A 16,972-nucleotide genomic window follows, 5' to 3' on the forward strand; every position below is an offset into this window, starting at 1 on the left:
GCCACAGGCATGATCCGCATCAAGGCTGGGGTGCCCCGCAGGACGCGCCCGAGGAAGCGTGCCCGCCGTCCGCTGCGCCGGGCGCTCGCTCTGGGGCTGCCCACGGTCTGGGGCGCCATGGCGATCACCTACAAACTCACCTGCCCGCTCGCCCAGCAGAACAGCCTGGGCGCACGCATCGTCACCAGCGCGGTGTTCTTCGCGGTCGGCACCGGTCTCATCGTCCAGGTCCGCCGTTCCCTGCTCCGCGAACTGCGGCAGATCCGCCAGATCGCCGGCGCCGCGCAGAACGCCCTGCTACGGCCGCTGCCACCCCGCCTCGACGGGCTCAACATCGCCGCCGCCCAACTCTCCGCGGAGCGCGGTGCGGTGGTCGGCGGTGACCTGTACGAGGTGATCGCCACCGAGCACGGCGTCCGGGTCGTGATGGGTGACGTACGCGGCCACGGCATCTCCGCGATCGGCACGGTCGCCGCCGTCCTCGGCAGCTTCCGCGAGGCCGCCCACGACGAGCCCGACCTGGAGGGCGTCCTGCGCCGCCTGGAGCGCGCCCTCGCCCGCCACCTGCGCGAACGCGCCCGCGCGGAACACCCGTCGACGGGCACCCTCGACCCCGACAGCCCGGTCGCCGAGGAGTTCGTCACCGTACTGCTGCTGGAGATCGGCAGGGACGGGGAGATACGGGGGCTGAACTGCGGTCACCCGTGGCCGTACCTGCTGAGCGGGGAGAGCGTCGAACCTCTTGCCCGGGCCGATCCTCTTCCGCCCCTCGGCCCGTTCCCGTTGCCGACAGAGCTGCCGTTCGTCTGCTGCGGCCAACTCCTCCCGGGCGAGGCCCTGTTCCTCTACACGGACGGGGCGGAGGACGCCCGTGACAGCCACGGCCGCTTCTTCCCGTTGAGGGACGTCCTGGCTGAGGCGGCGGCCCGACATCCGCTCCCCGTACCCCAGTCGGTGCTCGGCTCGGTCTTCACGGCGTTACTGCGCCACGCGGGCGGCACGCCCACGGACGACGTGGCGATACTCGTCCTGAGCAATGACCGCAGGCCCACATGGCCAACCTCAGGGGCGCGGGGCTGTGACATTAGCGGCTCCGCCGCGGGGGCGCGACCAGCCACGACGGCGCCGCACCCGACCAACTACCGACAGCCCAACGGTGTCTAGTCGCCCGCAAAGCCAGGCCGCCGCACTTACGAGGGGGAGCCGGCGGCCCGGCCGGCCTCTTGCGAGGCAATCCAGTCAACCGGTTCGGAACTCTCCGCAACAGCGCGCACACACCACGGATTCGCGCACTCCATTCACACCCGGTGTGAACCGAACCGCACTACTCTGTCCGCACCGAGTCACCGGGGGGCCATCCATGCAGCCCAACACACTCCTCGACGCGATCCTGGACGAGGCGGGAATCTCGCACGCGGGACTCGCCGCCCACGTGAACCAGGCGGGACGGGCCCGAGGGCTCGCGCTACGGTACGAACACACCGCCGTGGCACGGTGGTTGAAGGGACAGCGCCCCCGGGGCCAGGTCCCCGACCTGATCTGCGAGGTACTCGCGACCCGCCTGCACAGACCCGTCACCCTCGACGACATCGGCCTCGGCGTACCGGGCGAACCGTCCGCCCCGCACGGCACCTCCCTCTCCGGCTTCGTCGAGCGGGCCACCGCCCTGTGGCGCTCCGACGAACAGCAGCGCCCGCACATCCTCGGCGCCCCCGCGGTCACCGGAACGCCCGCGGTGATGCCCGTGTGGGAGTGGGAGAACCCGCCCGAGGACGTGGACGTCTCGCGCGGCGGCCGGCACCGGGTGAGCATGGCCGACATCGAGATGCTGCGCTCGGCCCGCGCCCACTACGAGCAGATGTACCGCAAGGCCGGCGGCGTCGCGACCCGCACCCGCATCGTCGGCTTCCTCAACTCCGAGACCGCGCCCCTGCTGCGCGGCAGCTACACCGACGCCACCGGCCGCCAACTGCACCGCGCCACCGGCGGGTTGGTGGCCATCGCGGGCATCTGCGCCTACGACTCCGACGCGCACGGACTCGCCCAGCGCTACTTCCACCAGGCGCTCAGGCTCGCAAAGGCCAGCAATGACCGGGGCCTTGGCGCCTACGTCATCGCGCTGCTCGTCAACCAGTCCTTGTTCATGCGGGAGTTCCGCCAGGCCGTCGCCTTCGCGGAGGCCGCGCTGCGTGCCGCCGGCCGGCAGATCACCCCGGCGCTCGCCTCCGACCTGTACGCGATGCAGGCGAAGGCGTACGCGCACCTCGGCGACGGCACGAGCGCCCTGTCCTGCATCCGGCGTGCCGAGCAGGCCGCCGAACGCATCCGGCGCGGATACGAACCCGACGAGACCGGCTATGTCCAGCCGGGCCTGGTCAACGTCCAGGTGGCGGAGGCGCTTCTCAGCCTCGGCGATCTGACGGCGGCGGGGGAACACGCCCACGCGGCCGTGGACACTCCGGCGCACGACCGGGGCCGGGTGCACCGGCTGGCCATGCTCAGCCAGATCGAACTGCGCCAGGGAAACGCCGACAAAGCGGTGGCCACGGCGGTGCAGATGGCCGAGCAGGCACGGGGCATGGAGTCCCAGCGGCTGCGCGACAGACTCCGCGCGGTCCGTGAGTACCTGGTGCGCAGCGACTGCGCGGGTACCACCGAGGCGGCCGAACTCATCGACGGGGCACTGCGCGTACCGCTGTAGAACGCGCCCTGGAAAGCGCCGTAGACCACAACACAGTCCCTGCTGCGATATTGCCACTTACTCGACGGAAGGTGGCAGAACCGTGCAGTGGACGAAACAGAACGAACAAACTGTGTACTCAAACCGCTGGTTCAGCGTCAATCTCGCGGATGTCGAACTACCCGACGGCCGGCACCTCGACCACTTCCTCATACGGCTGCGCCCGGTGGCCGTGGCGACGGTGGTCAACGAGGCGAACGAAGTTCTCCTGCTGTGGCGGCACCGCTTCATCACCGACAGCTGGGGGTGGGAGCTCGCGGCCGGCGTCGTGGAGGACGGCGAGGACATCGCGCGCGCGGCCGCCAGGGAACTGGAGGAAGAGACCGGCTGGCGGCCGGGGCCCCTGCACCACCTGATGAGCGTGGAGCCGTCCAACGGGCTCACGGACGCCCGGCACCACATCTACTGGGCCGACGAGGGCGAGTACACCGGACACCCCGTGGACGACTTCGAGTCGGACCGCCGGGAATGGGTACCGCTCAAACTCGTACCCGACATGGTCGCCCGCGGGGAGGTCCCGGCCGCCAACATGGCGGCCGCGTTACTGCTGTTGCATCATCTGAGGCTGGGGACGGATGCAGCGCCGGGTTCGGCAGCGCCCCGTAGGGGCGCGGGGCGTCGACATTAGCGGCTCCGCCGCGGGGCGCGACCAGCCACGACGAGCCCGCAGCCGACCCACCGACCTTGCGGCTCTAGCGTCCCAAGGCCTGCCAGACAGTCACGACAAGGGCACCTACGGCGGTCATCGCGGCGATAGCCGGAAGCGGCCACCGCGTGTGCTCCAGCGCAACGATTCGCGCGCTCAGATCGTCCAGTTCCTTGTCCGTCTCCTCGGTGCGATGGCTGAGCAGCGCCAGCCCTCCCTCGACACGCGCGTAGGCGACGTCGAGGCGGCGGCGTAACTCTGCGAGTTCTCCATGGACCACGGGATGCTCGGGGTCGGCGGTCACGGGTCCGCTCCTTTCCGTAGTCGGAACATCCCTTGCATGCGCATGAAGAGTCAACTCCCCTGGTGGACACCCGGGGAGAGTGTGCGAGCGGCATATGCGGGCCCGGCGCGCACACGGTGTGTGAATGCCGCGGGCCCGGCGCTCCGAAGAGTGCCGGGCCCGCAACCGCCAAAGTATTACGGTGAGTTGCCGCGAGGGAAGTGCTCAGGCGTAGGTGTAGAAGCCCGAGCCGGACTTACGGCCGAGGCGTCCCGCGTCGACCATGCGCTGGAGCAGCGGGGGAGCGGCGTACAACGGTTCCTTGTACTCCTCGTACATCGAGAACGCGACCGAGGCGACCGTGTCCAGGCCGATCAGGTCGGCCAGCTTCAGCGGCCCCATCGGGTGGGCGCAGCCCAGCTCCATGCCGTTGTCGATGTCCTCGCGGCTGGCGATGCCCGACTCGAACATCCGGATCGCGGACAGGAGATAGGGGATCAGCAGCGCGTTGACCACGAAGCCGGAGCGGTCCTGGGCGCGGATCGCGTGTTTGCCGAGCGCCTTCTCGGCGAACAGCTGGGCGCGGCCGAGCGTGCCCTCCGAGGTGGTCAGCGCCGGGATCAGCTCGACGAGCTTCTGCACCGGGGCCGGGTTGAAGAAGTGGATGCCGATGACCTGGTCGGGGCGCGAGGTGGCGACCGCGAGGCGCACCAGCGGGATCGAGGAGGTGTTGGAGGCCAGGATCGCGTCGGGGCGGGTCACGACCTGGTCGAGCACCTGGAAGATCTCGGTCTTCACCTGCTCGTTCTCGACGACGGCCTCGATGACGAGGTCACGGTCGGCGAACTCGCCGAGATCGGTGGTGAAGGTGAGCCGCGCCTGGGTCTCCGCCAGTTCCTCGGCGGAGATCTTGCCGCGTTCGGCGGCCTTGCTCAGCGAGTTGAACAGCCGGGTCCGGCCGATCTCCAGGGCCTCGCCGGTGGTCTCGGCGACCTTCACGTCCAGGCCGGAGCGGGCGCACACCTCGGCGATACCCGCGCCCATCTGGCCGCAGCCGACCACTCCGACGCGCTCGATGTCGGTCACATCGTCCCCTTCGCTGCTCTATGACTGTCGCAGGACCTCGTTGTTCGACGCCTGCTCCGATCGTGCACGTTACCCGCAAGTATCGATGATCGATCGCCGGGGTCGGGCATTCTGGGGCGCGGAGACGATCCGTGACAGCACGGATCCACAGCGTATGGGGGTGTGCAGATGGGGCGATTGTCACGTCGGGCGTTCGCGATGGCCGCGCTGTCGACGCTGGCCACGACGGGCAGCGCGGCGGCCGACACCGGGCACGCGCCGAGGCCGGCAGGTCGTCCGCGCGGGGTCACCGAGATGCGGGGCGTGTGGCTGGCGACGGTGGCCAACCGCGACTGGCCCTCCCGCCCGGGCCTCACCGCGGCACAGCAGCGCACCGAACTGATCGCCCACCTGGACACGGCGGTCCGCGACCGTCTCAACACGGTGATGTTCCAAGTACGGCCCACCGCCGACGCGTTGTGGCCCTCCCCGTACGAACCCTGGTCGCAGTACCTGACCGGCACCCAGGGCGTGCCCCCCGGCTGGGACCCGCTGGAGACGGCCGTGGAAGAGGCGCATGCGCGGGGGCTGCAACTGCACGCCTGGTTCAACCCGTACCGGATCGCCAACAACACCGACCTCACCAAGCTCGTCGCCTCGCACCCCGCGCGCAAGCACCCGGACTGGGTGGTGGCGTACGGCGGGAAGCTCTACTACAACCCTGGACTGCCCCAGGTCCGCGCCTTCGTCGAGGACGCGATCCTCGACGCGGTGAAGAAGTACCCGGTCGACGGGGTCCACTTCGACGACTACTTCTACCCGTACCCGGTGGCCGGCCAGACCTTCGACGACGACGCGGCCTACGACAGGTACGGCGGCGGATTCGCCGACCGGGCCGCCTGGCGTCGCGACAACATCGACAAGCTGATCCGCGAGACCGCGGCCCGTATCGAGCAGATCCGCCCGGGCACGCAGTTCGGGATCAGCCCCTTCGGCGTGTGGCGCAACATCGCGACCGACCCGCGCGGCTCCGACACCCGGGCGGGGGTGCAGACGTACGACGACCTCTGCGCGGACACCCGCAAGTGGGTGCGCGAGAACTGGATCGACTACCTCGTCCCGCAGCTGTACTGGAACATCGGCTTCGCGGCCGCCGACTACGCCAAGTTGCTGCCCTGGTGGGCGGAGGTGGCGCGCGGTACCAAGACGCGGCTCTACGCAGGTGAGGCGCTGTACAAGGCGGGCGACCCGGCACAGCCCGCGGCCTGGCAGGACCCGGCCGAACTCTCCCGGCACCTCACGCTCGCCGCCAAGTACCCCCAGTTCGGCGGGCATGTCTTCTTCGCGGCCAGGGACGTGGCGGTGGATCCGGTCGGCGCGATGGCGCGGGTGGTCGCCGACCACTATCAGCAGCCGGCGAAGGCCCTGCGCTGAACTGCCGTTCTGGGTCCGGATACTTGAGGTGGTCCTGGTGCTTTGATCTCGCAGACGGGTCCGGGTGACATCACGGCCCCGTGCCCGTGCCCGTCGGGGAACGGGACGCGGCAGGGCGGACCGGCCCTCCGCGCCCATCCCCTCGACGACGTGCGAGATGTGGTCGTGCCGCCCGACCACCCTGGCCGTTCGAGACCTTTCGCGACTACGGCGACCCGCCCGGCCGGGACCCGCGCGCCCCTCAACTCCGCGCCCGTTGCGTGACGGCGATGCACACCAGCACCGCCGTCGCGGTCAACGGGGCGGCCACAGGCAGGTGTTCGCCGAGCAGCAGGACCGACCACACCAGCGTGAGTAGCGGCTGGGCCAGCTGTAGTTGGCTTGCCTTCGGGACGCCGATGGCGGCCATGCCCCGGTACCAGACGACGAGCCCGAGGAACTGCGATCCGGCGGCGACCCACAGCAGCCCGGCCACGCTGTGCGCGGTGAGGTGCGGGGTGTCGTACGACAGGGCGATCGCGGCGGCGGGCACGGTCAGCGGCAGGCACAGGACCAGGGCCCAGGCGATGACCTGCCAGCCGGGCATGACCCGGGCCAGCCGGCCGCCCTCGGTGTAGCCCGCCGCGCAGACCAGCAGCGCGGCGAGGAGATACAGGTCGGCGGTGGTCACGGCGCCGCCGCTCTGCTGGACCGTGAACGCGATCACCGCGCCGGCGCCCGCGAGCGCGGCCGTCCAGAAGGTGCGCGAGGGGCGGACGCCCGTGCGCAGCGCGGACAGCGCGGCGGTCGTCAGCGGCAGCAGACCGACAACCACCGCTGCATGTGCGGTAGTTGACGTCTCCAGCGCGAGCGTGGTGAGCAGCGGGAAACCGACCACCACTCCGGCGGCTACGACGGCCAACCCGGCCCAGTGCCGACGGCCCGGCACGCGGACGCGCAGTGCCAGCAGGCAGCCACCCGCGATGACCGCCGCGAGGACGCTGCGCACGGCCACCAACGACCAGGCACCGAAGCCCTCCAGCCCCCAGGCGGTGGCGGGGAAGGTGAGGGAGAAGGCGATCACACCGAGCGCGGCCTGGACGGTACCGGCGCGGACGCCGAGCGCGGGGGCGGGGCCGGGGCTGGGGTGAGGACCGGTGCTGACCGCTATCGGGCTCGGGGCAGTAGCGCTATCGTGTGCTCTCATGCACGAGCGTAGCAGTGTCGGTGAACTGGCGAATCACCTGCGGCAGGAACTCAACCGCTACTCACCAGGTGGAAAGCTGCCGTCGAGCCGGGCGCTCGTCGAACGGTTCCGGGTGAGCCCCGTGACCGTCTCGCGCGCCCTCGCGCAGCTGGCCGCCGAGGGGCTGGTGGTCACCCGGCCCGGCGCGGGCGCGTTCCGGGCGACGCCCCGCCCCGCGACCGCCGCCGCCTCGGGGGACACCTCCTGGCAGGAGGTCGCGCTCAGCGCGGACGGCACCGCCGACTTCGTCCCGCGCACGGTGGACGCGTCCGCGGTCCTGGCCACCCTGGCCGTGCCGCCGCCGGGTGTGATCGAGTTCAACGGCGGCTATCTGCACCCGTCGCTCCAGCCCGAGCGTGCGATGGCCGCGGCGCTGTCCCGGGCCGGCCGCCGCCCCGGCGCCTGGGGCCGCCCGCCGATGGAGGGTCTGCCGGAACTGCGCGAGTGGTTCGCGCGCAGCATCGGCGGAGCGGTCACGGCCGCCGACGTCCTGGTCAGCGCGGGCGGCCAGACCGCGCTCACCACCGCCCTGCGCGCTCTCGCACCCCCGGGCGCACCGGTCCTCGTCGAATCCCCCACGTATCCAGGCATGTTGGCGATCGCGCGGGCGGCGGGCCTGCGTCCGGTCCCGGTCCCGGTGGACGCGGACGGCGTGAAACCGGCCCTGCTCGCCGACGCGTTCCGCGCGACCGGCGCCCGCGTCTTCGTCTGCCAGCCCCTGTTCCAGAACCCGACCGGCGCGGTCCTCGCCCCCGCCCGCCGTTCGGAGGTCCTGCGCATCGCCCGCGACGCCGGCGCGTTCGTCATCGAGGACGACTTCGTACGACGGCTCGTGCACGACGACGCGGGCCCGCTGCCGAGCCCGCTCGTCGCCGACGACCCCGACGGAGTCGTCGTCCACGTCGGCTCGCTCACCAAGGCGACCTCGCCCAGCTTCCGGGTCAGCGCCCTCGCCGCGCACGGCCCGGTACTGGAACGCCTGCGCGCCATCCAGGTCGTCGACACCTTCTTCGTCCCCCGCCCGCTCCAGGAAGCGGCCCTCGAACTCGTCGGCTCGCCGGCCTGGCCCCGCCATCTCCGCGCGATCTCAACCGAGTTGAAGACCCGCCTCGACACGATGACGACCGCTCTGCGCCTCGAACTCCCCACCTTCTCCCTCCCGCACATCCCCTCCGGCGGCTACCACCTGTGGCTCCGTCTCCCCGACGGCATGGACGAACAGTCCCTGACGGTCGCGGCCCTCCGCGCGGGTGTCTCCATCGCCCCCGGCCGCCCCTACTTCAGCGCCGAACCCCCGGCCGCCCACGTCCGGTTGAGCTTCGCGGCGGTCGCGGGGACGGGTGAGATCGTGGAGGGCGTACGACGGCTTCGGGCGGCCTGCGAGGAGGTGCTCTGACGCGGAGGTGCTCCAGCCCGGGGGCCTCGGTGAGCAGTGCGTAGCTTCGCTCCCCGTCGTCGAACCGTCGTCGATCCAGTAGTCCAAAGCCTGTCACCCGGCACTGACAACGCCCGGGCCGCCGGCCAAAACCGCTCGACACCTCGCCCCCTGACCTGCGAGCCTCCCGCCATGAACGACATCCCGAGCCTCCCCGACGGCTATGAGTTCTCCGCCGACCCCGCCCGCGTCGACATCGACCGCACCTACCGCTGGCTGTCCACCGACGCCTACTGGGCGAAGGGCCGCCCCCGCGAGAAGCACGAGCGGGCGGTCGCGTCCTCGCTGAACTTCGGGGTGTACGACACGACTTCGGGGGAGCAGGTGGCGTACGCGCGCGTGGTCACCGACCAGGCCGCGTTCGCGTGGCTGTGCGATGTGTACGTGGACCCGTCGGTGCGCGGCAAGGGCGTCGGCACGGCGTTCGTCGGCGCTGTGTGCGAGGAGCTGCGGCCGTTCGGACTGCGGCGGATCCTGCTCGCCACGCACGACGCCCACGGGGTGTACGAGAAGCTCGGATTCAAGCCACTGGAGCGGCCCGACCAGTGGATGGCCCTCGTTTTCGAGTGAGTTGTCCGCCTGGTCCCGACCTCGAAGTGAGGTTTCGCCCACCCTGGGTAACGCTCGTCCGGCACCCCTTGACCTGCGTACTTCGGCGGGATCACGATCGCCGCATGCTACTTCGGGTCACGTTCGTCGCCGCCGCGCGCAGCTCTCCGCTGCTCGCGGAGCGCTTCGAGGACGACCGCCCGCTGGACCAGGCGGGATGGGACGAGGTCCAGCGCGCCGCCCCGTTCCTGCTGCCGCTGGCGGCGGCGGAGCTGCGCTACTGCTCGCCGACCCCGCGCAGCCGGACCACCGGCGACGGTCTCGGTTACACCCCGTTGGTGCAACTCGCCCTGCGGGACTGTGACATGGGCCGCTGGCGCGGCCTGACCCTCGGTGAGGCGATGGCCCGCGAGCCGGCCCTGGTGGACGCCTGGCTCGCCGACCCGCGCTCCACCCCGCACGGCGGCGAGTCCCTGCTGGCCTTCATCTCCCGGGTCGGCGGCTGGCTGGACACCCGCCCCGACGACGACGGCGGCCGCATAGTCGCCGTCGCCGAACCCTCCGTCATCCGCGCCGCGTTGGTCTACGCCCTCAAGGCACCCCCGTCGACCTACTGGAACTTCGACGTACGCCCGCTGTCGACGACGACGGTCACGGGGCATGCGGGGCGGTGGAGTCTCCGGTTCGACGGGGTGGGGGTTCCGTCGCGGCGGGTGTAGGGCGGGGCGGGTCTTGGTGGGGGTGCGGCGGGTGAGAGTGTCGCCGCTCAACTCACGCGCGCGTACTCCGTGTTGAGCAGCAGATCCTTGGCGGGCCCGCCCACCCGCCACACCGTCCGCCAGTGGTCCGCGTCCAGCACCGTGAACTCGCCCCGGTACAGATCCGCCGAGCAGGGATGGTCGGCGACATGGTGCCCCGAGGTCAGATCCAGGTCGTGGAAGGGCCGCCCGTCACCGAAGCGCACGTCGGCCGTTGCCGGCGTCCCGCCCGGCAGGAACCGTAGGGTCCGCTCGGCGGAACGGGCCACGCCCAGCCAGGTGAAGGTGCCCAACTCCGTGTGCAGCAGGCCCCCTTCGGGCAGGGCGCTGAAGTCGGTCGTACCCGAGAAGTCGCCCTCGTCCCCGCTCGACAGGTCCCGTACCGACCGCCGCACCCGCCAACTCCCGGACAGATACGCCAAAGCGTCCGTCACCGGCCAGAACTCGCCCATGGTCACCCCTTCCCGAGCCGCCGCCGACGCGGGCCGTCCGGCGCGTCGGTGGGTGCCTTGCGTTCGCCCTGGGCCCGGATCTCGTAGTGCGAGGCGTGGCTCGTGGCCCGGAACGCCTCCTCGTACGCGGCCAGGGCGCCGCTCATGCCGCCCCCGGCGGTGCCGCGGCGGCGGAACCGCCGGGCCGGCCAGGTGAAGAACCCGAGTGCGGCGGTCAGGAAACCGAGCAGGGCCAGGTACGGGAACAGCGCATGCATGCCCTCGACCCTACGTCCCCGTGCGCGCCGGTTCCATTGACGTGCTCACGCCCCTTCTCTATCTTGCCGTTCGAAGTGCTGACCGACGTCTGATATCTCGAACAACCTTGGAGCGGCTTCCGGGCGGCTTCAGGGCAACTTCAAGAGCCGCGGAGTATCCATGTCACGCACCAGCCGCACCCGCCTGAGACTTACCTTGGGCGCAAGCGCTTTCCTGCTGGCGACGGCCGTCGTCCCCGCACTCGCCCACGCCGAGGACGTCACGGACGTCACCGATGTCACCGACTACGCGATCACCGTCGACCCGTCGACGCGGGGCGCCGCGATCGACAGGACGATGTACGGAGTCTTCTTCGAGGACATCAACCGCGCGGCCGACGGCGGCCTGTACGCCGAACTCGTGCAGAACCGGTCCTTCGAGTACTCCACCGACGACAACAAGTCGTACACCCCGCTGACCGGTTGGACGGTCGCGGGCACGGCCCAGGTGGTGAACGACGCCGGCCGCCTCAACGAGTCCAACCGCAACTACCTCTCCCTGGCGGCCGGTTCGTCCGTCACGAACGCCGGCTACAACACCGGCATCGCCGTGGAGGACGGCAAGAAGTACGACTTCTCGGTGTGGGCCCGCGCCGACAGCGGCACCACGCTCGACGTCGGCTTGCAGGACGCGGGCGGCACCCTGGCGACCGCACACCAGGTGAAGGTGCGGAAGAACGGCTGGGCGCAGTACCGGGCGAGGTTCACCGCGACCCGCACCAGCACCGCCGGCCGCCTCACCGTCGCCTCCTCCGACGCGGCCGCCCTCGACATGGTGTCCCTCTTCCCCCGCGACACCTACAAGCACGAGCCGAACGGCCTCCGCGAGGACCTCGCCGAGAAGATCGCCGCCCTGCGTCCGGGCTTCGTGCGCTTCCCCGGCGGCTGCCTGGTCAACACCGGTTCCATGGAGGACTACAGCGCCGCCTCCGGCTACCAGCGCAAGCGCTCGTACCAGTGGAAGGACACCGTCGGCCCGGTCGAGACCCGCGCCACGAACTCCAACTTCTGGGGCTACAACCAGAGTTACGGCCTCGGCTACTACGAGTACTTCCGCCTCGCCGAGGACGTCGGCGCGATGCCGCTGCCCGTCGTTCCGGCCCTGGTGACCGGCTGCGGCCAGAACAAGGCCGTCGACGACCCGGCGTTGCTCAAGCGGCACATCCAGGACACCCTGGATCTGGTCGAGTTCGCCAACGGGCCGGTGACGTCGAAGTGGGGCGGGCTGCGCGCCGAGATGGGCCACCCCAAGCCCTTCCACCTCACCCACATCGAGGTCGGCAACGAGGAGAACCTCCCCGCCGAGTTCTTCGCCCGCTTCACCCAGTTCCGTACGGCGATCGAGGCCAAGTACCCGTACATGACCGTCATCTCCAACGCGGGCCCGGACGACAGCGGTTCGACCTTCGACACGGCCTGGCAGCTCAACAAGGACGCCAAGGTCGACATGGTCGACGAGCACTACTACAACAGCCCGCAGTGGTTCCTTCAGAACAACAACCGCTACGACTCCTACGACCGCACCGGCCCGAAGGTCTTCCTCGGCGAATACGCCTCCGGCGGCAACGCGTTCAAGAACGGCCTCGCCGAAGCGGCGTACATGACCGGCCTGGAACGCAACGCGGACATCGTCAAACTCGCCTCCTACGCACCGCTGTTCGCGAACGAGGACTACGTCCAGTGGCGCCCGGACCTCGTGTGGTTCAACAACCACGCCTCCTGGGGCTCCGCCAACTACGAGGTCCAGAAGCTGTTCATGACCAACGTCGGCACGCGCGTGGTGCCGTCAACGGCCACCGGAACACCCTCACTTGTCGCCCCGATCTCCGGCGCGGTCGGCCTGTCGACCTGGGCGACGAGCGCGGCGTACGACGATGTACAGGTGACCGGCGCCGACGGGACCTCGCTGCTGAGCGACGACTTCTCCGGTGACGCGTCCCGCTGGACCCATACGGGAGGCGGGAGTTGGAGCCTCGATGACGGGCAGTACGTCCAGACCGACACCGCCGCCGAGAACACCATGGTGTCGGCGGGCGACCCGGCCTGGCACGACTACGACCTGCACGTGAAGGCAACGAAGAGAGCAGGGAAAGAAGGCTTCCTGGTCGCGTTCGGCGTCAAGGACACAGGCAACTACTACTGGTGGAACCTGGGCGGCTGGAACAACACCCAGACCGCCGTCGAACAGGCCGTGGACGGCGGCAAGTCGACGCTGATCGCCAAGCCGGGGACCATCGAGACGGGCCGCGCCTACGACGTCGACATCAAGGTGAGGGGCCGTCAGGTCACCCTGTACCTCGACGGCCAGGAGTGGGGCAGCTTCGCCGACGACAAGCCGGCCGAGCCGTTCCGTCAGGTCGTCACCAAGGACGCGAAGACCGGTGACCTGATCGTCAAGGTCGTCAACGACCAGCCCTCGGCGGCCCGTACGGCGATCCACCTGGGCGGCGCGAAGGTCGCCTCCAGGGCGAAGGTCACCACGCTCGCCGCCGCGCCCGACGCGGTGAACAGCGAGACGGCGACGGCCGTGGCGCCGGTCGTGTCCACCTTCAAGGGGGTTGCCGACAGGTTCAGTTACACCTTCCCGGCGAACTCGGTCACGTTCCTGAGGATCAGGCAGAGGTAGGTTCCGCTTCCGGGGTGGGCTGTTGTCCCAGCGGCAGCAGCCCACGCTCGGCGAAGACCTTCTTCGCGGCGAAGGTCGCGTTGAGCGCCTTGGGGATACCGCAGTACACGGCGGAGTGCGTCAGGGCCTCGACGATCTCCTCGGGCGTGAGGCCCACGTTCAGCGCCGCGTTCACGTGCACGTCGAGCTGCGCCTCGCAGCCGCCGAGCGCGGTGAGCATGCCCAGCGTCACCAACTGGCGGTCGCGCGGGGCGAGTCCGGGACGGTCGTAGATCTCGCCGAAGGCCCAGGCGACGACCTGGTGACCCAGTTCGGGGTTGATGTCGGCGAGCGAGTCGACGACCCGCTGCCCCGCCTCGCCGTCGACCCGCTTCAGGACCTCCAGGCCGTGGGCGAAACGCTCTTCACGGGTGGTGCTCGCGCTCATGTCGGTTCATCCGATCCCGGCCGCTCGTGCTCGACCTCGTCGAGGAGCAGCTGTTCGTAGTAGTCGATCTTGTCGTCCAGCGCGGACGCGTTGCGGCGCAACGCCCTGATCCGGTCGGCCAGTTCGGCACGGTGCCCGCGCAGCATCGCCAGCCGGTCGGCGACCGTGACGTCCCCCGCCGCCCGCAGACCCGCGAACCGCTGCATGTCGGCGATCGACATACCCGTCTCGCGCAGCCGCAGCAGAAACTCCAACCAGGCCAAGTCCGCCGCCTGGTACCGCCGTTGGTTGCCGGTGGTCCTGCCGACCCGCTCGATGAGGCCGGCCTTCTCGTAGTAGCGCAACGTGTCGTGCGAGAGACCGGTGCGCTCGGCGACCTGGGCGATGGTGAGGGTGGGTTCCCGGTCCCGGGTGAGGGGCTTCGGAGGCTGTCCGCTGCTCATGAACACAACGGTAGAACCTGGAGCGCACTCCAGGTCAAGCGAGCGGGGGACCACCGCGGGCGCGGGATCCGTATCCGAACCGTTGGATGACGCTTGACCTGGGGATTACCCGACCCGCACACTTGTCCGACTCCCGGGGAGGGGGTTGGCGAGGGGGGATTCCAGATGAGCGGGACGACCGCGATCGACGTGTACCAGGACCGCTGCGAGCAGTTGTTCCTGGCCGGGGGAAACGCGGCCGTCCGGCGCGCCGCGCAGGAGGGGCTGGACGAACTCGGGCCCCAGGCCGATCTCTACTGCTGGCTGGCCCTCGGGCATGCCGTGGAGGACGACGACGACCACGACGACCGTGCGGAGGAGGCGTTCCGGGCGGGACTCGCGCTCGACGGCGATCACCTCGGGCTCCTCGCCGGTTACGCCGAACTCTGCCTGCGCGCCGACGCGTTCGAGTACCCCGGCCGTGCCGCGCGCGCCCCCGTCCTCTCCCGGCGCCTGAAGGAACTGGCACCGGAGTCCGCCGAGGCCGAACAGCTCGCCGCCGCCGAGCGCTGGACCCGGCGCGGTTACTGGGAGGACATCAGGATGGGGGCGGTGGTCGGTGCGCTCCGGGGCCGTGACACCGAGGCCCAGGCGCGCGCCCTGGCCGAGGACCTCCGGCAGCGGGACGGCGACGGCGCGACCACGCAGGCCGCCGAGACCCTCGACCGAGCCGCCACCGTGCGCGCCACGACTCTGGAGGCGTTCTCCGGTCCGTGGAACGCGCCGGTGCGTCTCCTCGGCCGGTACCGGACGGCCGCGTGGGTGGTCAGTCTCATCCTGTGCTTCGCCACCAACACGACGCTGCGGCGGACGGGAGTCGTGGACCACTTCAGCCTGTGGGGCTACCTCTGGGTGATCCCCGTGCTGATCGTCGACCGCCGTTTCGCCGCCGTCCGCAAAGAGGCCGAGGCCCGCCACGTCGCCCACCTCGAAGCCGTACTCGCCGAGCGGTCCTGACCGAGCGGGCGGTGTCAGTCCCGCGCCGACCGGCGGTGGTAGTGGCCGAGGGCGTAGTGCGCGGGGACGAGCGCGATCCAGAACCACATGGCGGCCTTCGTGTTGAGGAAGGCCAGGGGGATCGACAGGCCGAACACCAGGACGCTGGAGCCGAGTTGGGCGGTGAAGCGGCGGCGGGCCAGGGCGGCGGGGGACTCGGGTGAGGGGTGCACCTGGCGTTGGGTGAGCAGGAGCAGGGCCACGTGGACCGCGTGGATCGCGGCCATGGCGCACGCGTAGAGGGCGACGGCGTCGGGCTGGGAGGCGTACTCGGCCAGGAGTCCGGTGGGGAAGGGCAGCAGCGCGACCAGGCCGAGGCCGAGGAGGGTCAGGCGGGTGACCACGGTCGTCTCGGCAGGCAGTGCCGTGAGGATGCGGCGGTGGTCACGCCAGAACCCTGAGATGAGCGTGAAGCTGAGCGCGAAGGCGCCCAGGCTGGGCAGCGCGTCGTTCAGGGCCTTGTGGAAGGCGGCGTCGCCCAGATTCGCGGGGACCGCGACGTTGATGACGAGCAGCGTCATCGCGATGGCGTATATCCCGTCGGACAGAGCGATCAGGCGTGCCGTGCCCGGGGTGTTCTCGTGGGGACGGGTCTCTGCCGCCGGCTCTGACATGCCGACGACAGTAGGGCGTCGTTCCCATAAACGGTGGTGTCGATCCGCCGAGTCCGCCTACGGTCGGTTCGTGATGATCAAGTTTGATGATCCGCGCAGGCTCGGCGTCCCGGACCCCGAGGCGCGGTTGCGCTTCGGGACGGAGCAGCGGGAGGGCGAGGGCCGGCCGGGGCGCAGGGCGCTCGTGGTCGACGGGGACCCCGCCTTCGAGCTCAGCCACTGGTGTGGATCATGCCCGTTGCTCTTCCGTCGGTTGGTGACCGCGAACAAGAAGTTGTCGCTGGAGGACATGCGGGAGCGGCTCGCCGGGACGCCGGCCGAGCCGGGCAGCGGCGGTGTGATCGACGCGTTCGGCGCGTTGTTGCCCGAGGGCGAGTACCTTCCGTTGCTGCTGAGCGTGGAGCCCCGGCTGGTGATCCCGGGCCAGGAGGGCGACTACTTCAGCGGGGAGCAGGTGGACACGTGGGGGATCGACCAGTTCTGGGGCCTCCCGGAGGACCCGCACACGCCGTACTACCGGACCTTCGAGACGGTGGTCGACGCGTCCGCCCACCTGTACGAGTTCGTCGTGCCCATGGTTCCCCCGACGTGGAACGAGCGGGAGCGTGTCGAGGAGTACGTCGAGCTGATGGGCCGGGGTGCGGTCCCGACGGCCGTGGCCGTCTCGACGCTGGACGTGTGCGAGCCCGCGATCGGCTTCGGGGACGACCAGTCCCGGCACTGGGGACTGACCCACTTCCTCCTCGACGGCCACCACAAACTGGAGGCCGCGGCCACCGCCGGCCGCCCGGTGCGAGTCCTCTCGCTCCTCGCCCTGGGGGAGGGGCTGGCCGGAGCCGAAGTATGCGCCCGGCTGCCTGCCCTGCGCGCCCAGCCCCGCTCGGCCCGGACAGCCGGTGCCTGAAGCCTGAAGTGACTCACCGAATCTGAAGCGACTGATCGCA

18 protein-coding genes are annotated in these 16,972 nt (G+C 70.5%); 10 read left to right on the forward strand and 8 right to left on the reverse strand.

What is annotated here, in order from left to right:
• Positions 1 to 9: 9 nt before the first annotated feature.
• The 3 genes from OG194_RS38340 (at position 10) to OG194_RS38350 (ending at position 3,368) form a co-directional block, all read left to right on the forward strand.
• On the forward strand, positions 10 to 1,164 hold the full coding sequence (locus tag OG194_RS38340) for a PP2C family protein-serine/threonine phosphatase (protein ID WP_327405330.1): 1,155 nt from the start codon (positions 10 to 12) through the stop codon (positions 1,162 to 1,164).
• A 196-nt stretch (positions 1,165 to 1,360) separates the two neighbouring features.
• Positions 1,361 to 2,701, forward strand: a complete 1,341-nt coding sequence (locus OG194_RS38345) for a transcriptional regulator (RefSeq protein ID WP_327405331.1) — start codon at positions 1,361 to 1,363, stop codon at positions 2,699 to 2,701.
• A gap of 82 nt (positions 2,702 to 2,783) precedes the next feature.
• On the forward strand, positions 2,784 to 3,368 hold the full coding sequence (locus OG194_RS38350) for an NUDIX hydrolase (RefSeq protein ID WP_327405332.1): 585 nt from the start codon (positions 2,784 to 2,786) through the stop codon (positions 3,366 to 3,368).
• Between the two features lie 64 nt (positions 3,369 to 3,432).
• On the opposite strand, the gene OG194_RS38355 is transcribed toward OG194_RS38350, so the two are convergent.
• Positions 3,433 to 3,690: a hypothetical protein gene (locus tag OG194_RS38355; RefSeq protein ID WP_327405333.1), complete on the reverse strand. Its 258-nt coding sequence runs from the start codon at positions 3,688 to 3,690 to the stop codon at positions 3,433 to 3,435.
• A gap of 204 nt (positions 3,691 to 3,894) precedes the next feature.
• Entirely contained in the window at positions 3,895 to 4,755 is an 861-nt protein-coding gene (locus tag OG194_RS38360; RefSeq protein ID WP_327405334.1) for a 3-hydroxybutyryl-CoA dehydrogenase, read from the reverse strand.
• Positions 4,756 to 4,923: 168 nt separating this feature from the next.
• Between OG194_RS38360 and OG194_RS38365 the strand changes: the two genes are divergently transcribed.
• Positions 4,924 to 6,168 (forward strand): glycoside hydrolase family 10 protein, encoded by a 1,245-nt coding sequence (locus tag OG194_RS38365; RefSeq protein WP_327405335.1) that lies wholly within the window; start codon positions 4,924 to 4,926, stop codon positions 6,166 to 6,168.
• 241 nt (positions 6,169 to 6,409) lie between these two features.
• Here the strand turns inward: OG194_RS38365 and OG194_RS38370 are convergent, their stop codons facing one another.
• Positions 6,410 to 7,354 carry a DMT family transporter gene (locus OG194_RS38370; protein WP_327405336.1) on the reverse strand — a complete coding sequence of 315 codons (945 nt, stop codon included), beginning with the start codon at positions 7,352 to 7,354 and terminating at the stop codon, positions 6,410 to 6,412.
• Here OG194_RS38370 and OG194_RS38375 point away from each other — a divergent pair.
• The 3 genes from OG194_RS38375 to OG194_RS38385 all read left to right on the forward strand — a co-directional run bounded on the left by OG194_RS38375 (position 7,353) and on the right by OG194_RS38385 (position 10,096).
• On the forward strand, positions 7,353 to 8,789 hold the full coding sequence (locus tag OG194_RS38375) for an aminotransferase-like domain-containing protein (RefSeq protein ID WP_327405337.1): 1,437 nt from the start codon (positions 7,353 to 7,355) through the stop codon (positions 8,787 to 8,789). The two genes, OG194_RS38370 and OG194_RS38375, sit on opposite strands and share 2 nt — an antisense overlap.
• A 171-nt stretch (positions 8,790 to 8,960) precedes the next feature.
• The gene (locus tag OG194_RS38380; RefSeq protein ID WP_327405338.1) at positions 8,961 to 9,398 is read left to right on the forward strand and encodes a GNAT family N-acetyltransferase; all 438 of its coding nucleotides are present in this window, start codon (positions 8,961 to 8,963) and stop codon (positions 9,396 to 9,398) included.
• Positions 9,399 to 9,502: 104 nt separating this feature from the next.
• On the forward strand, positions 9,503 to 10,096 hold the full coding sequence (locus tag OG194_RS38385; RefSeq protein WP_327405339.1) for a histidine phosphatase family protein: 594 nt from the start codon (positions 9,503 to 9,505) through the stop codon (positions 10,094 to 10,096).
• A 47-nt stretch (positions 10,097 to 10,143) separates the two neighbouring features.
• On the opposite strand, the gene OG194_RS38390 is transcribed toward OG194_RS38385, so the two are convergent.
• A complete protein-coding gene (locus tag OG194_RS38390; protein WP_327405340.1) occupies positions 10,144 to 10,587 on the reverse strand; it encodes a DUF6314 family protein in 444 nt (147 codons plus the stop codon).
• A gap of 2 nt (positions 10,588 to 10,589) precedes the next feature.
• Positions 10,590 to 10,844, reverse strand: coding sequence for a hypothetical protein (locus OG194_RS38395; protein ID WP_327405341.1), 255 nt, complete (start codon positions 10,842 to 10,844; stop codon positions 10,590 to 10,592).
• Positions 10,845 to 11,004: 160 nt separating this feature from the next.
• On the opposite strand from OG194_RS38395, the gene OG194_RS38400 reads away from it, so the two are divergent.
• The gene (locus OG194_RS38400) at positions 11,005 to 13,509 is read left to right on the forward strand and encodes an alpha-L-arabinofuranosidase C-terminal domain-containing protein (RefSeq protein WP_327405342.1); all 2,505 of its coding nucleotides are present in this window, start codon (positions 11,005 to 11,007) and stop codon (positions 13,507 to 13,509) included.
• On the opposite strand, the gene OG194_RS38405 is transcribed toward OG194_RS38400, so the two are convergent.
• Together OG194_RS38405 and OG194_RS38410 are read right to left on the reverse strand one after the other, a co-directional pair.
• Positions 13,496 to 13,936 carry a carboxymuconolactone decarboxylase family protein gene (locus tag OG194_RS38405; RefSeq protein ID WP_327405343.1) on the reverse strand — a complete coding sequence of 147 codons (441 nt, stop codon included), beginning with the start codon at positions 13,934 to 13,936 and terminating at the stop codon, positions 13,496 to 13,498. The two genes, OG194_RS38400 and OG194_RS38405, sit on opposite strands and share 14 nt — an antisense overlap.
• Positions 13,933 to 14,379, reverse strand: a complete 447-nt coding sequence (locus OG194_RS38410) for a MerR family transcriptional regulator (RefSeq protein ID WP_327405344.1) — start codon at positions 14,377 to 14,379, stop codon at positions 13,933 to 13,935. The genes OG194_RS38405 and OG194_RS38410 overlap by 4 nt, the downstream gene beginning before the upstream one ends.
• A gap of 165 nt (positions 14,380 to 14,544) precedes the next feature.
• On the opposite strand from OG194_RS38410, the gene OG194_RS38415 reads away from it, so the two are divergent.
• Entirely contained in the window at positions 14,545 to 15,375 is an 831-nt protein-coding gene (locus tag OG194_RS38415; RefSeq protein WP_327405345.1) for a hypothetical protein, read from the forward strand.
• 14 nt (positions 15,376 to 15,389) lie between these two features.
• Here OG194_RS38415 and OG194_RS38420 read toward each other — a convergent pair whose 3' ends face one another.
• On the reverse strand, positions 15,390 to 16,028 hold the full coding sequence (locus tag OG194_RS38420) for a TMEM175 family protein (protein ID WP_327405346.1): 639 nt from the start codon (positions 16,026 to 16,028) through the stop codon (positions 15,390 to 15,392).
• Positions 16,029 to 16,101: 73 nt separating this feature from the next.
• Between OG194_RS38420 and OG194_RS38425 the strand changes: the two genes are divergently transcribed.
• Complete coding sequence (locus OG194_RS38425) at positions 16,102 to 16,932, forward strand: hypothetical protein (RefSeq protein ID WP_327407349.1); 831 nt, start codon at positions 16,102 to 16,104, stop codon at positions 16,930 to 16,932.
• Positions 16,933 to 16,972 lie beyond the last annotated feature (40 nt).

The sequence above is a fragment of the Streptomyces sp. NBC_01288 genome (assembly GCF_035982055.1).
Lineage (GTDB): Bacteria > Actinomycetota > Actinomycetes > Streptomycetales > Streptomycetaceae > Streptomyces.